Source organism: Niveibacterium umoris, assembly GCF_014197015.1.
In the GTDB taxonomy this organism is placed as follows: Bacteria; Pseudomonadota; Gammaproteobacteria; order Burkholderiales; family Rhodocyclaceae; genus Niveibacterium; species Niveibacterium umoris.
The window spans coordinates 50048-64671 of the sequence record NZ_JACIET010000005.1 but is presented as its reverse complement, the minus strand read 5'-3'; the positions used below and the strand labels follow the sequence as shown (position 1 = coordinate 64671).

At 66.6% G+C, this 14624-nt stretch carries 12 protein-coding genes; 11 read left to right on the top strand and 1 reads right to left on the bottom strand.

All coding sequences use genetic code 11. The features are described from left to right. Positions 1 to 176 precede the first annotated feature (176 nt). The gene (gene tyrS, locus GGR36_RS21310; protein WP_183638500.1) at positions 177 to 1373 is read right to left on the bottom strand and encodes a tyrosine--tRNA ligase; all 1197 of its coding nucleotides are present in this window, start codon (positions 1371 to 1373) and stop codon (positions 177 to 179) included. 65 nt (positions 1374 to 1438) lie between these two features. Between tyrS and GGR36_RS21305 the strand changes: the two genes are divergently transcribed. From GGR36_RS21305 to GGR36_RS21255, 11 genes are all read left to right on the top strand, one after another. Beyond that, the gene (locus GGR36_RS21305; RefSeq protein ID WP_183638497.1) at positions 1439 to 2755 is read left to right on the top strand and encodes a M23 family metallopeptidase; all 1317 of its coding nucleotides are present in this window, start codon (positions 1439 to 1441) and stop codon (positions 2753 to 2755) included. After that, on the top strand, positions 2752 to 3852 hold the full coding sequence (locus tag GGR36_RS21300) for an anhydro-N-acetylmuramic acid kinase (RefSeq protein WP_183638493.1): 1101 nt from the start codon (positions 2752 to 2754) through the stop codon (positions 3850 to 3852). The genes GGR36_RS21305 and GGR36_RS21300 overlap by 4 nt, the downstream gene beginning before the upstream one ends. A 12-nt stretch (positions 3853 to 3864) precedes the next feature. After that, positions 3865 to 4728, top strand: a complete 864-nt coding sequence (locus GGR36_RS21295) for a DMT family transporter (RefSeq protein WP_183638489.1) — start codon at positions 3865 to 3867, stop codon at positions 4726 to 4728. 93 nt (positions 4729 to 4821) lie between these two features. After that, the gene (locus GGR36_RS21290) at positions 4822 to 5178 is read left to right on the top strand and encodes a SpoIIAA family protein (protein WP_183638486.1); all 357 of its coding nucleotides are present in this window, start codon (positions 4822 to 4824) and stop codon (positions 5176 to 5178) included. Beyond that, positions 5175 to 6029 carry a sulfurtransferase gene (locus tag GGR36_RS21285; protein WP_420847499.1) on the top strand — a complete coding sequence of 285 codons (855 nt, stop codon included), beginning with the start codon at positions 5175 to 5177 and terminating at the stop codon, positions 6027 to 6029. The genes GGR36_RS21290 and GGR36_RS21285 overlap by 4 nt, the downstream gene beginning before the upstream one ends. A 10-nt stretch (positions 6030 to 6039) precedes the next feature. Continuing rightward, positions 6040 to 6918 (top strand): LysR substrate-binding domain-containing protein, encoded by an 879-nt coding sequence (locus tag GGR36_RS21280; protein WP_183638483.1) that lies wholly within the window; start codon positions 6040 to 6042, stop codon positions 6916 to 6918. A 203-nt stretch (positions 6919 to 7121) separates the two neighbouring features. Beyond that, positions 7122 to 7982: a sulfide/dihydroorotate dehydrogenase-like FAD/NAD-binding protein gene (locus GGR36_RS21275; RefSeq protein ID WP_183638480.1), complete on the top strand. Its 861-nt coding sequence runs from the start codon at positions 7122 to 7124 to the stop codon at positions 7980 to 7982. A gap of 34 nt (positions 7983 to 8016) precedes the next feature. Next, positions 8017 to 9534, top strand: coding sequence for an NADPH-dependent glutamate synthase (gltA, locus tag GGR36_RS21270; protein WP_183638477.1), 1518 nt, complete (start codon positions 8017 to 8019; stop codon positions 9532 to 9534). Then, complete coding sequence (locus GGR36_RS21265; RefSeq protein ID WP_183638474.1) at positions 9531 to 11432, top strand: 2-oxoacid:acceptor oxidoreductase subunit alpha; 1902 nt, start codon at positions 9531 to 9533, stop codon at positions 11430 to 11432. The genes gltA and GGR36_RS21265 overlap by 4 nt, the downstream gene beginning before the upstream one ends. Next, positions 11429 to 12412, top strand: a complete 984-nt coding sequence (locus tag GGR36_RS21260) for a thiamine pyrophosphate-dependent enzyme (RefSeq protein WP_172205102.1) — start codon at positions 11429 to 11431, stop codon at positions 12410 to 12412. The genes GGR36_RS21265 and GGR36_RS21260 overlap by 4 nt, the downstream gene beginning before the upstream one ends. Positions 12413 to 12425: 13 nt before the next feature. After that, on the top strand, positions 12426 to 14594 hold the full coding sequence (locus tag GGR36_RS21255; RefSeq protein WP_183638457.1) for a ferredoxin: 2169 nt from the start codon (positions 12426 to 12428) through the stop codon (positions 14592 to 14594). Positions 14595 to 14624: the final 30 nt, after the last annotated feature.

Sequence of the window (14624 nt, the reverse complement as noted above, 5' to 3'; positions counted from 1 at the left end):
CGCTGCGGCGTTTCGCCACAACCAGAACCGCCTGAATCCCCGCCGTTTCGTTGCGTCTGCTTCGTCAGCAGCGGAGAAGCGGAACTATAGACATTACGGCAACACCCGTCAACTGCTTTGTCAGTATTTCTTCCAGCGAATTTGATTTCGTACGTCGCCTTTCTGCCGCCAATCCCTTATACGGCGGTCACTCGCGCAAATTTCCGCTTTCCGACTTGCAAGACCATCACGGCGCCACTTGAGACGACGAGCGCTTTATCAGACAGCTTTTCGCCATCCGCACGCACACCGCCTTGGTCGATCATGCGGATCGACTCGGAAGTGCTTGCCGTCAGGCCCGCCTGCTTCATGAGTTGCGCGATGGGCATTCCCGCACCCACGTCGATCGTGACTTCAGGGATGTCGTCCGGTATGGCGTTTCGCTGGAAGCGCGCTTCAAAGTCGGCCAGCGCATCTTCGGCCGCGAGGCGACCGTGGAAGCGCGTGATGATTTCTTGTGCAAGTTCGACCTTGACGTCACGCGGGTTGCGCCCGTCGGCGACAGCCTGCTTCAGCCCCGCGATCTCGATGGACGAGCGGAACGACAGCAGATCGTAGTAGCGCCACATCAAGGTGTCGGACGTCGACATCAGCTTGCCGAACATCTCGCGCGGCGCTTCATTGATACCCACATAGTTGCCGAGAGACTTGGACATCTTGTTAACACCATCCAGCCCCTCGAGCAGCGGCATCATCAGCACCACCTGCGGCGACTGGCCGTGATGCTTCTGCAACTCGCGCCCCATCAGCAGGTTGAATTTCTGGTCAGTACCGCCTAGTTCGACGTCTGCCTTCATCGCCACCGAGTCGTAGCCCTGGCAGAGCGGGTAAAGGAATTCGTGGATGGCGATCGGCTGGTTGTTGCCAAAACGCTTGGCGAAGTCGTCCCGTTCAAGCATGCGCGCCACGGTGTGGGTCGCAGCGAGCTTGAGCATGCCAGCCGCGCCCAGCGCATTCAGCCAGGTTGCGTTGAAGCAGATTTCGGTCTTTTCCGGATCGAGGATCTTGTAGACCTGCTCCTTATAGGTCTCGGCGTTCGCCATGACCTGCTCAGGCGAGAGCGGCGGGCGCGTCGCATTCTTGCCGGTCGGGTCGCCGATCAGCCCGGTGAAGTCGCCGATCAGGAACATCACGTGATGCCCCAGATCCTGGAAGTGCCGCATCTTGTTGATCAGCACAGTGTGGCCAAGGTGCAGATCCGGGGCGGTCGGGTCGAATCCGGCCTTCACACGAAGCGGACGGCCGCTCTTGAGCTTCTCGACCAGTTCCGCCTCGATCAGGAGTTCTTCGCTGCCACGCTTGATCAGGTCAAGCTGCTCGTTAATTGCTGTCATACCTGCCATCCGGAAACGTGATTTTTGTTACTATCGCGGCCAATTAACCGCGCAGCGTGTTGTAAATGAGCCACACAAAAGTTTCTATTCTAGCGCGGCTGAAGGGTCTTAGAGAGCAGGGCCCGCTCTGGTTCTGGTCCGGCGTCGGCATTGCTGGCGCGTCGGTATTCGGCATGGTGGCCGCGGTAGCGGTCATCCCCGGTCCGGATTCGGCGGCACTTCGCCAGAAGTCCGTCATCGAAGACCTGCTCGTCGCCCCGGAAGCCGAAGTTCTTCCCGATGATGCCGCGTTCTTCCGCGAAGAGCGCATCCAGCGTGGGGACACCCTCGCCTCTTTGCTGGCGCGACTCAATATTGACGACCCGGAAGTCGCCGACATGCTGCGCACACATTCGCTGGCCCAGGCCGCGATGCGTCGCCTGTCGCCCGGCGCGATGGTCAATGCGTCGATGACAGCCGGTGGCCGTGTGCTGTCGCTCGCCCTTCCGGGTAGCAGCAGTGACCACCAGCTGCTGGTGGAGCGCCGCGACGGCAGCATCGTGGTTCGCGATGCCGCCGTCAGATTTGACACCCGCATTCAGGCGAAATCTGCCGAGATCCGCAGTTCGCTTTTTGGGGCGACCGACGACGCCGGCTTGCCGGATTCGGTTGCGGTCGGTCTGGCGGAAATCTTCAGCTCGGAAATCGACTTTCACCGCGATCTGCGCAAGGGCGACCGCTTCCGCGTGGTCTACGAAGTGCTGTACCACCGCGGCATGCCGGTCAAGACCGGGCGCATCTTGGGCGCGGAGTTCATCAACGACGGGCAGCGCCACACCGCAATCTGGAACGACCGTGGTGGCCGCGGTGACTACTACACCGCCGAAGGCAAGAGCCTCAAGCGGGGCTTCCTGCGCTCGCCGCTGGAGTTTTCGCGTGTAACTTCCGGCATGGGCATGCGGATGCATCCGATCTACGGCACGATGAAGCAGCACAAAGGCGTGGACTACGGCGCACCGATCGGCACGCATGTGCGATCGACGGCTGACGGTTCGGTCGAATTCGCCGGCCGCCAGGGCGGCTACGGCAACTTCATCGTGCTCAAGCACGCCGGCGGTATCACCACCGCCTATGGCCACCTGTCCCGTATCGATGTGAGGCAGGGGCAGCGGGTCCATCAGGGCGACACCATCGGCGCGGTCGGTAACACCGGTTCGTCGACAGGGCCGCACCTGCATTACGAGTTCCGTGTCGCCGGCGAGCACAAGGATCCGCTCAAGGTCGTGCTGCCCGACGCGCCGCCTTTGTCCGGCAACGAACTCGCGCGCTTCCGCCAGCACAGCGCCGCGGTCATCGCGCAGCTTGGTCTGGCCGAGCCGTCGCGGGTCGCCCGCGCGGAGTGAGTACAACGAGCGCACTGTTCGCCGGGCTGATGTCCGGCACCAGTCTCGATGGCGTGGATGCGGTAGTCGCGGATTTCGCGGCCCCCCATCCACGCGTCGCTTCCACCGCGTTCCTCGCCTACCCCGCCGACTTGCGAGACGCATTGCTGGCGCTCAACGCCGCCGGGCACGATGAACTGCGCCGCGCGGCGGAACTCTCGGTGCGACTCGCATCCCTGTACGCCGAGGCGACGCTGGCCGCCCTGCGCAATGGCGGGCTTGCCGCCAACGACATCGCCGCGCTCGGCTGCCACGGCCAAACCGTACGGCACCAGCCAGCACTCGGCTACAGCCTGCAGCTCAACCACCCGGCCCTGCTGGCGGAGCGAACCGGCATCACCGTCGTCGCCGACTTCCGCAACCGCGACGTCGCAGCCGGCGGCCAGGGCGCGCCACTGGTGCCAGCCTTCCACGACTGCATCCTGCGCGACGATGGCGAGCACCGCGTCGTCCTCAACATCGGCGGCATTTCCAACATCACCGATCTGGCGCCCGGCAAGCCGACGCGCGGCTTCGACACCGGCCCCGGCAACATGCTGCTGGATGGCTGGGCCGCGCGGCACCTCGGCACGCCCTACGATGCGGGCGGAGAATGGGGCGCCCAAGGCCAGGTCGTACCCGATCTGCTGAAGCGACTGATGGCCCATCCCTTCCTCGCCCAAGCCGCGCCCAAGAGCTGCGGACGCGAGGAATTCAACCTCGACTGGCTCGACGCCCAACTCGATCGCGGCATCGCAGCGGTCGAGGTCCAGGCCACGCTGCTCGAATTGACCGCGCGCAGCATTGTCGAGGCCACGCTGCGTGAATGCGGCCAGCCAGACACGCTTGCCGTCTGCGGCGGCGGCGTCCACAACGCGCCCCTGATGGGGCGGCTCGCGGCGCTGCTGCCCGATACGCGGGTCGTCTCAACCGCGGACTTCGGCGTCTCACCTGACTTCCTTGAAGCGCTTGCGTTCGCCTGGCTCGCCCGTCGTTGCCTGCACGGCGAACCCGGCAACCTGCCCGAAGTCACCGGCGCACGCGGCCCGCGGGTGCTCGGCGCGATCTACCCGGCCTGAAACCGAGCAGTCATGGGTTCGCTGTGGATGCTGGTCGCGAGCCTGCTGTTCGCCTGCATGGGCGCCTGCGTCAAGCTTGGCGCCGCGCGATTCAATGCGGCGGAACTGGTGTTCTGGCGCGGCTTCGTCTCGCTGGTGCTGATCGGCGCCTGGGTCGCCTGGCGCAGGCTGCCCGTGATGACGCCGATGTGGCGCACCCACCTCGCGCGCAGCGGTTCGGGCTTCATCGCGCTGGTGCTGTACTTCCTCGCGATCATCACGTTGCCGCTGGCGGCCGCGGTGACACTCAACTACACCTCGCCCCTTTGGCTGGCCGCGCTGGTGGCCGTACTCGCGCACGAACCCCTGCGACGCAGCATGTGGGGCGCGCTGGCGCTCGGGCTAGCGGGCGTCGCGATGGTGCTCAAACCCAGCATTGATCCGGCACTGTGGTACGGCGCGGTGTTCGGCATGTGCTCCGGCGCGTTGTCGTCGGTGGCCTACCTCAACGTCCGCAAACTCGGTGAAGCGGGCGAGCCGGAATGGCGCACCGTCTTCTGGTTCTCTGCGGTGTGCGCAGCCGGCGGCCTGCCGTTTGCCCTCTTCAAGCCGCACAGCGGGGCCTGGACGCTCGCCGACGCGCTGATCCTGCTCGGCGTTGGTGGTTTCGGCGCGCTCGCGCAACTGGCGATGACCCGCGCCTACCGTTTCGGCAAGACCATGGTCGCCGCGGCGCTGTCCTACGCTACCGTTGTCTTCGCCGCGGTCTTTGGCGTCGTGTTGTGGAACGAACGACTCGACCCGCTCGCCTACCTCGGCATCGTGGCAGTCATCGCATCCGGCGCGTTGGCAGGCCAGATCTCGCGCAGGCCCGCTCCACCCGCCGAAACCGACTGACACCCCATCGCGGGCATGAATTTGATGCCCCGCATTGAAGCGCAGCGTGCCCCGCGCCGATAATGGTGACGTCCCATCCACAAGGAGTGCGTGATGATCACTGCAGAACTGCGTGACAACTGCGTCGAGGCAGTCGTGTTCGGAGAACTCACGCTGGCCGATTTCCGCCAGTTCGAAGCCCAGATCGAGGCCGCAATCGGCGCCGGGAAACCCCTGCGCGCCTTCGTGGACTTACGCGAGATGGCAGGGCTGACGCTCGATGCCGTGATCGAGGACTACCGCTTCGCACGCCGGCACAAAAACGACGACGGCCGCATCGCCGTGCTCACCAACAGCGATCTGGACTCGATCGGCGCGTGGCTTGAACAATCGCTGGTGAGCGCCGACATCCGCCTGTTTGACGACGAGGGCATGGCGCGTGCATGGCTGGCTGGTGAGTCGGTGGCATGAGCATGTGGATTACGCTGGTCGAGGCGCCCGCGCTCGCCACGCGGCTCGGCGCGCCTTCGCTGGTGGTGTTCGACTGCCGCCATGACCTGGCCAACCCGGGTCTTGGACTTGAGGCCTTCGCGGCTGGCCGCGTTCCGTATGCGCGCTTCCTGCATCTGGACGATGACCTGTCGGGGACGAAGACCGGCCGCAACGGTCGCCACCCGCTACCGGACCCGGACGCCTTCGTCGCCCTGATGCGGCTCCACGGTGTATCGGACACCACCCAGGTCGTCGCCTACGACGATTCAGGCGGCATGTACGCCGCACGGCTGTGGTGGATGCTGCGCTGGGTCGGACATGAAGCAGTCGCAGTGCTCAATGGCGGGTTCGCGGCCTGGCGTAATGCGGCGCTGCCGATCAGCACCGACCCGCCACTGCCGCTGCCGCCCGGTACGCTGGTGCGCAAGCCGGGCGTCGCGACGGTCGATGCCGACACGCTGCTGGCCCACCTGCACGCCTCCGACATGCGGATCGTCGATGCGCGTGCGGCCGACCGCTTCCGCGGCGAGAACGAAACGCTGGACCCGGTCGGCGGCCACATCCCGGGTGCGGTCAATCGCTTCTTCCGCGACAACCTTGCTGCAGACGGCCGCTTCAAGCCCGCCGACGAACTTGCAGCCGCATGGCAGGCCGTGCTCGGCAAAGCCACGCCGGCACAGATCGTCTGCCAGTGCGGCTCGGGTGTTACCGCCTGCCACAACCTGCTGGCCATGGAAGTCGCCGGCCTGTCTGGCGCGCGCCTCTACCCCGGATCGTGGAGTGAATGGTGCAGTGACCCCGCACGCCCGGTCGCCCTCGGCAGCGCCTGACACAAAGACGATGCGCCGATTGCCGCCGCTGGCGAATCTTGAAGCCTTCGATGCGGCGGCACGGCTGGGCAGTTTCCTCGCCGCGGCTGAAACCCTGGCGCTGACGCCTTCGGCGGTCAGCCACCGCATCCGCGCGCTCGAATCCAGCCTTGGATTGCCGCTCTTCGAGCGCCGCCACCGCACCATTGCGCTGACCGAAGCGGGCGCCCGCTACCACGCCGCGGTGCGCGATGCGCTCGACGCCCTCGCCCGCGCCACCGACGCGCTGCATGCCGACGGCCACCGCACGCTCGCGGTCTCGGTGGCGCCAGCCTTCGGCCGTGCCTGGCTGGTCGAACAGCTCACCGCCTATCAGGGCCAGCATCCGCACATCGAGTTCGCGCTATCGACATCGACCCGGCTCGATCCGGTGCAGCGCGGCGAAGTCGATCTCGCGATTCGATTCATCGACGCCGTACCGGCCGGCCTTGACGGCTGGAAACTGTTCGACGAAACGGTCTTCCCGGTATGCCGGCCGGGCCAGGCCGCCGCACTCACGCATCCCGCCGACCTGCTGCACACGCGCCTGCTGCGCCACCCGCTGCTGTCGTGGGCGGCGTGGTTCGCCGCGGCGGGGGTGAGCGCCGCCGAGCCCGCCGAAGGCCCGCGTTTCGACGACGGCGCACTGATGCTCGATGCCTGCGCCGCCGGCCAGGGGGTGGCGCTTGCAACCTCCACCCTCGCAGCCCCCTTGCTCGCGAGTGGCCGGCTGGTACGGCCTTTCCCGACCGAGCTGGCGCAGGGCTGCTATCACCTGATCGCCGCGCCAGCCGCGCGCGAAAAACGCTGGGTGGTCGATTTCGCCCGCTGGCTTTGCGCGACGGCGCACAGCCATGGCCACGCCTGCTAGCGGCCCTGCGTAGGCAGCGTTTGATCTGGCGCACTGTGCTGGTGCGCGGATTGATCCACGGCAAGAGTTTCCCGCCAAGCAAGACTAGTCTCGCGACTGACCGACGCCCCATCGCGCCACTACAAAGACACCGGGGCGAAGTCTCGCGCAGCAACACCAACAGAGCGCGGTCGTGATCATCTGGTTCCTCGGGGGGGGGTGCCATGTCCGACTTCGAAATCGTCGCACGCTCGGATTTTTCCGACGTGACCTTCTCGCTTGAAGTGCGCCATCCGCTGATGGCACGCGCCGCCAAGCCTGGCCAGTTCGTCATCGTGATGGAACACGAACACGGCGAACGCATCCCGCTCACGCTCGCGGATTTCGACCGCGACAAGGGCACGATCACGCTGGTGATCCAGGCGGTCGGCAAGACCACCCGCGAAATGCAGCAGAACTGCCGCGTCGGCACCCGCCTGCATGCGCTGGTCGGGCCGATGGGCATTCCGAGCCATATCGGCGCAGCCAAGAAGGTGATCTGCGTCGGCGGCGGCCTCGGCGTTGCGCCGATCTATCCGCAGGCCCGCGCCTACAAGGAAAGCGGCGCCTACGTGATCGGCGTGCTGGGCTTTCGCAACAAGGGGCTGATCTTCTGGGAGGACAAGTTCCGCGCCTGCTGCGACGAGCTGATCCTGTGCACCGACGACGGCTCGGCTGGCATCAAGGGCCTGGTCACCGAGGGCATCAAGCAATCGATCAGCGCACACGCCGACATCGACGAAGTCGTTGCGATCGGCCCGCCGATCATGATGAAAGGCTGCGCCGAGGCGACCCGCCCCTTCGGCATCAAGACCATGGTCAGCCTCAATCCGGTGATGGTGGACGGCACCGGCATGTGTGGCGGCTGCCGCGTGAAGATTGGCGAGGTGGTCAAGTTCGCCTGTGTCGACGGGCCGGACTTCGACGGCCACCTGGTCGACTTCGATGACCTGATGGCCCGTCTGGGCCGTTTCCGCCCCACCGAAAAAGCCGCGCTCGAAGCGTGGCAGGAGAGCTGCCGCCTGCGTGGCGGCGCCGGACACTGAACCCGTCTCTCGCCACCGCGAGCAGGAGGCCAGCATGGCCAAGAGAAAGACGATCCGCACCATTCCGCAGGCGCGCACGCCGATGCCGGAACAGGCGCCGGAGATCCGCATCACCAATTTCGAGGAGGTCGCCTGCGGCTACCGGCTGGAGGACGCGCTGCTCGAAGCCGAGCGCTGCCTCGACTGCCCCGACCAGCCTTGCGTGCGCGGCTGCCCGGTCGGCATCGACATCCCCGGCTTCATCCGCAAGATCGCCGAGAAGAACTTCCACGGCGCCTACGACGTGATCACCGACACCAACCTGCTGCCCAGCGTCTGCGGCCGGGTGTGCCCGCAGGAAAGCCAGTGCGAAGGCGTGTGCACCGTGGGCGAACGACTGGAGCCGGTGGCGATCGGTCGGCTGGAACGCTTCATCGGCGACAGGGCGATCGCCGAAGGCTGGACCAACCTGCCCTACATCGAGCGCAACCGGCACAAGGTGGGCGTCGTTGGCTCGGGGCCGGCCGGCATGGCCTGCGCCGCCGACATGGCCAAGGCGGGCTGCGAGGTCACGGTGTTCGAAGCCTTCCAGGAACCGGGCGGCGTGCTCAAGTACGGCATCCCGGATTTCCGCCTGCCCAACAGCGTGGTCGATGCGGAGATCGAAAAGCTGCGTCAGCTGGGCATCCGCTTCGAGTGCAACACCCTGGTCGGCCGCCTGTTCACGCTGGAACAGATGATGGGCGAGATGGGCTTCTCGGCGGTGTTCGTCGGCACCGGTGCGGGTTACCCCAGCTTCATGGGCATCCCCGGCGAATCACTGGGCGGCGTGCTGTCGGCCAACGAATGGCTGACCCGCTGCAACCTGATGCACGGCCGCGACTTCCCCGCCTACGACACGCCGCTGCAGCCGGGCAAGCATGTGGCGGTGATCGGCGCCGGCAACACCGCGATGGACGCAATGCGCGTCGCGCTGCGGGTGGGCGCCGAAAAGGTCACCTGCGTGTATCGCCGCAGCGCCGCCGAAGCGCCAGCCCGCGCCGAAGAGATCCACCATGCGCAGCAGGAAGGCATCGACTTCCAGTGGCTGACGAGCCCGGTTGAACTGATCGGCGATGAGCAGCACCGGGTGCGCGCGATGCGCTGCGAGCGCATGGAACTGGGCGAGCCGGATGCCTCCGGCCGTCGCCGTCCGGTACCGGTTGCAGGCAGCGCTTTCGAGATCGAGTGCGACATGGTGGTGTTCGCGATCGGCACCAACGCCAACCCGATCCTCGGCCAGACCTCCGGCCTCAAGCTCGACAAGCGCGGCTACATCTGGACCGACGACACACTCGCCACCTCGATCGCCGGGGTGTTCGCCGGCGGCGACATCGTCACCGGCGCGGCAACGGTGATCCAGGCCATGGGCGCCGGCCGCCGCGCCGCACGCGCGATGAAGGCCTATCTGGGCCTGCGCGACACCGATGCGGTGTACCTCGCCGCCCCAACCGACCCCGCCGAACGCCTGTTCGGCATCCCGCGCCGCGAACGCGGCTTCGCACGGGTGCACTTGCCGGAGACCGCCTCATGAGCGCCACCGCCACCCTGGATCGTCCGTCGAGCACCGCAGCGCGCGCCGCCGTGCCGCTCGCCGAGCACATCATCGAAGTGATCAGCGATTCCGGCGAGGGCGCGCAGCGCTGCGGGCAATCGCTGGCCGCCATCGCCGCCCGCATGGGTAACGGCATCTGGACGACCGAGATCATCCCCGCCGAGATCCAGCCGCCGGCGCGCAGCGTGGCGGGCGCCAGCGGCATCCGCATCCGCATCGGCGCGCAGCGCGTCACCAACGGCGGCGACCAGACCGAACTGGTGGTCGCTTTCAACGAGCAGGTGCTGATCGGCCGGGTACGTGCCGGCGAGCTCAAGCCGGGCGCGACGATCCTGCTCGAATCGATGTGGCGCAGCCACCGCGATCCGGCGATCGTCGCCTCCTACACCGAAACGGTGGAGGCGCTGCGGCGTGACGGCTTCGATGTGCACGAAGTGCCGCTGGAAGAACGCTGCCGCGAACTGGTGAGCGATCCGCGCAAGGGCAAGAACATGTTCGTGCTGGGCATCCTGTGCAACCTGTACGGCTTCGATGCACGGCTCGCGCGCGAGCAGATCGCCCGCATCTTCGGCAAGAAGGATGCAAAGGTGATCGAGAGCAACGTGATGCTCTACGAAGCCGGCGCCGCCTGGGGCGAGGCCAACCTGCCCTTGCGCTACCGCATCCCGGCGCAGCGATCCGAGGTGCCGCAGATCGTGGTGAACGGCAACACCGCCATCGCACTGGGCGTGATCGCCTCGGGCATGGACATCTGCGCGATGTACCCGATCACGCCGGCGACCTCGGCCTCGCACTACCTGAGCGAGATCTTCGAGAAAGTTGGCGGGCTGGTGCACCAGGCGGAAGACGAGATCGCCGCCTGCGCCTTCGCGATTGGCGCGAGCTACGCCGGCAAATGCGCGGTGACGATCACCTCCGGCCCCGGCTTCTCGCTCAAGCAGGAGGCGATGGGCCTTGCGGTGATGGCGGAAATTCCGCTGGTGGTGGTGAACGTGCAGCGCGGCGGCCCCAGCACCGGGCAACCGACCAAGGTGGAACAGGGTGACCTGCTTACCGCCATCTACGGCAGCCATGGCGACGCGCCAAAAGTGGTGATGGCACCCTGCTCGATCGAGGACTGCTTCTACTCGATCATCACCGCGCGCAAGATCGCGGAGACCTTCGGCATGGTCGTGGTGGTGCTCTCCGACGCCAGCCTCGCCACCGCACAGCAACCCTTCCCGCGGCCTCAGTTCAGCGAAGACTGGCTCGCGCCGCCGGTGGATCAGACACCCGTCCCACCCGGTGCCAAGCCCTACGACTGGGATCCGGTCACCGGCCTCTCGCGCCGCTTCCAGCCGGGCCAGCCGGGTGGCATGCACACGCTGACCGGGCTCGCGCACGACCGCAACAGCCGTGTCGCCTACGACCCGGCGATCAATGAAGAGGGCCTGCGCGCGCGCAGCCTCAAACTCGCGGCGCTGCAAAAGACCTTGAAGGCGCCCACCGTCTTTGGCGGTGATTCGGGCGACATGCTGCTCGTAGGCTGGGGTAGCACGATGGGCGCGATCGAGGAAGCAGTCACCCGCCTGCGCAAGGAAGGCCTCGCGGTGTCGGCGATGCACCTGCGCTTCATCCAGCCGATGCCCTCGGGCATCCGCGAGATCTTCAAACGCTTCAGGCATGTGATGACGATCGAGGGCAACTGGTCGGACAAGCCCACCGACGAACTGATCGACGAAGACAACCGCCGTTACTCGGCGCTGGCAATGATGCTGCGCGCGCGCTTCTTGGTCGATGTCGATTGCTGGAGCGAGGCCCGCGGCCAGCCGATCAAACCCGGCGACATCTGCCGCGTGGTGCGGGAAGCGATGCAACGCAAGGAGCGCGAATCATGAGCGGACTCTTGAGCCAGTGCGTGATCAAGCTGCATGAGGCGCACCATGCGCTGGAGGACTACCAGGGCGGCGTGCCGCGCTGGTGCAACGGTTGCGGCGACAACGCGATCCTTACCGCGATGCAGCGCCTGTGCAGCGAAGAGGATCTGGCGCCGGAAAACACGGTGTTCGTCTCCGGCATCGGCTGCTCCAGCCGGCTGCCGCACTACATGAAGACCTACGGCTTCCACGGCATCCACGGCCGCGCTTTCCCGGTAGCCGAGGGCATCAAGATGGCGCGGCCGGACCTGAACGTGTTCGTCAGCACCGGCGACGGCGACTGCTGCAGCATCGGCGCGGCGCACTGGATCCACGCGCTGCGCTACAACATGAACATCACCGTGGTGCTGCACGACAACCATGTCTATGGGCTGACGAAGAAGCAGGCCTCGCCGACCTCGCCGCGCGGCCTGAAGACCAACACCACGCCCTTCGGCGCCACGCTGGAGCCGATGAACCCGCTGACCGTATCCCTCGGCGTGCAGGGCGCGTCGTTCGTAGCGCAGGCGGTGGATTGGGTGCCGGAAGTGCTCTACGACATCCTGCATGCCGCCTACCGGCATGAGGGCTTCTCGCTGGTGCGGGTGCTGCAGCGCTGCCCGGAATTCATGCCCAAGTCCTTCGACCCGTGGCTGCACGACCCGATGCGCACGATGATGCTGACGCACGCAAAAGGCATTCAGCTGAGCGCATCGCTCGCGAAGGTGTACCGCAACCACTGCGAGCACGACCCGATCAACCTCGACCGCGCGCGGCAACTTGCCTCGCTGGAAGACCCGATCCCGGTCGGCATCCTGTACTGCAACCCGGACGCCCCGCGCTACGAGAACCTGCGCCACGCCGGCCAACTGCGATCCCCCGCGGCGATACAGGCCGGGCTGGAACGCGAGATGGACAAATACACCGTGTGGCCCGACAGCGAAACCGCGCCCGCCACCTGACCCGGAGCCTGTGATGGACATGCATGCCAAGCATCAGGATCAACTGGTCTTCCACCTCACCGGCCGCGTCCAGGGCGATGCGCTCGCCAGCGTCGCAGGCAAGGATCTGCGCCCCGCCCTGCTCGCGCCCTACCGCGACCTCGACGCCCTGCGTCACGACTTTCCGCTGGTGCTCGATCCGCAGGGCGAAGGCGGCGATTGCGTGCACACGCTCGCCGCGCTGGTCGACGACATGTTGCAGAAGGTGGCACCGCGCGGCTTCGAAGGCGAACGCCTGCGTCGCCATGCGCTGCAGCTGGAAACCGCGATCCGCCGCGCAGTGTCCGGCGGCGCCCGTGGCACCCTGAGCGATGTGTGGGACGCCGCCGCCGCACAACTCGGCGCCGCCGAGGACGACACGCTGGAACAAGTGCTGATGCACGCCGGCAGCGCAGTCGCCTGTGATGGCGAGGTGATCGGCTGCACCCAGGACGCGCCGGCACAGCTCCTCACCCACGCCTGGCGCATCGCCACCCGCGCCAAGTCGCGCCAGTTCCACGCTACCGCCAGCCGCCTGGTGCAGAAACTGTCCGACATCCTGCGCGCGGCGCACAGCCACTCCCAATCCGGCCGCACGCCGCAAAGCCTGATGGCCGCCCTCGGTGCGCCGCACCAGGCGCAGTTCGACTTCGAGGCGCTCTCGCGCGTGATCGGCAAGGGTGTGCCACGCGACGAACTGCCGGCGCCGCGCCGCGCCCGCATCGAGCGCGCCTTGAAGACACTCGAAACCCAGCGTTTCTTCGCCCCCCCAGGGGAGGAAGATGGCGCGCCGAGCCGTTACGAATTTGCCTTCGACAACTGTGCTGCCGCCGCGCTCGCCTACCGTGAGCGCCTGCCCGCGCTGGCCGAAGTGGTACGCGCGATAGGCATCGCCGAGCTTGAAATCACCGGCGCCTACAACGAGGCCGAGCACGACCTGATCTTCGCGGCACTAGACGAACACGCGCTGACCGCCGAAGACCTTGCCCGCTTCCCGGACTACCTCGTCTGCATTCCACCGGCGCAGAACGACGCGGCAGTCAACGCCATGCTGATCGACCTGCTCTCGGCCGGCATGCCCTTGAAGGTGCTGGTGGAATCCGCCGATCTGCTCGACGACGCCTCGATCGGCACCGGCCATTTCGCCTTCGGCGTACGCGGTGCGCGTCTCGCCACCACCGCCATGGGGCTGGGCGGCATGTTCGTGCTGCAAACCGCGGAGGCCAACTTGTACGCCTTGCGCGATCGCATGATGCGCGGCGTCTCCTGCGCCGGGCCGGCACTGTTCAGCGTGTTCGCCAGCCCTGCGGGTCAAGGCAGCCTGCCGCCTTACCTCGCGGCCGCTGCGGCGATGCAGTCGCGCGCCTTTCCCGCCTTCAGCTACGACGCCGCGGCGGGCAGCAACTGGGCAACCCGCTTCTCGCTCGATAACAACCCGCGAGCCGAAGACGACTGGTCGATCGAAACCATCGACTACGCCGACAACACCCTTCAGCGCCAATCAGTGCGACACGCGTTCACCTTTGCGGACTTCGTGCTGTGCGACCCACGCCACGCCGCGCACTTCGCCCTGGTCCGACCCGGCGACTGGCACGACGGCATGCTGCCGGTGGCCGACTGGCTCGCGCTCGATGAAGCCGACGCCAGCCAGCACGTGCCCTATCTGCTGGCCGTCGACGAAACCGACACCCTGCAAAGGGTGATCGTTGACGCACGCTTGATGCAGGCAACCCGCCGTTGCCTGCTGCTGTGGCGCCGTTTGCAGGAACACGCCGGCGTGCATGACTCCTATGCCGAACGCATCCTCGCCGGTGCAGTTCCGGAACCGGTGCCATCAGCTGAAGCAGCCGCGACATCGCCGGCCGCAACGCCCGAAGCCCCGGAACCGGAAGCGCCGGTGGTATCCGAACATTCCCGCGACGAAGCCTGGATCGAAACCGCCCGATGCCCCAGCTGCAACGAGTGCCAGAACATCAATCCGCGCATGTTCGCCTACGACGCCAACAAGCAGGCCTACATCAAGGACATCACTGCCGGCACCTATCGGCAACTGGTTGAAGCGGCGGAGAGCTGCCAGGTCGCGATCATCCATCCCGGCGCCCCACGCGACCCGAGCGAGCCTGACCTGGAAGCGCTGCTCGCGAGGGCAGAGCCCTTCCGCTAGCCCTGGTAGCGCCCCATGTAACGTGCTGGC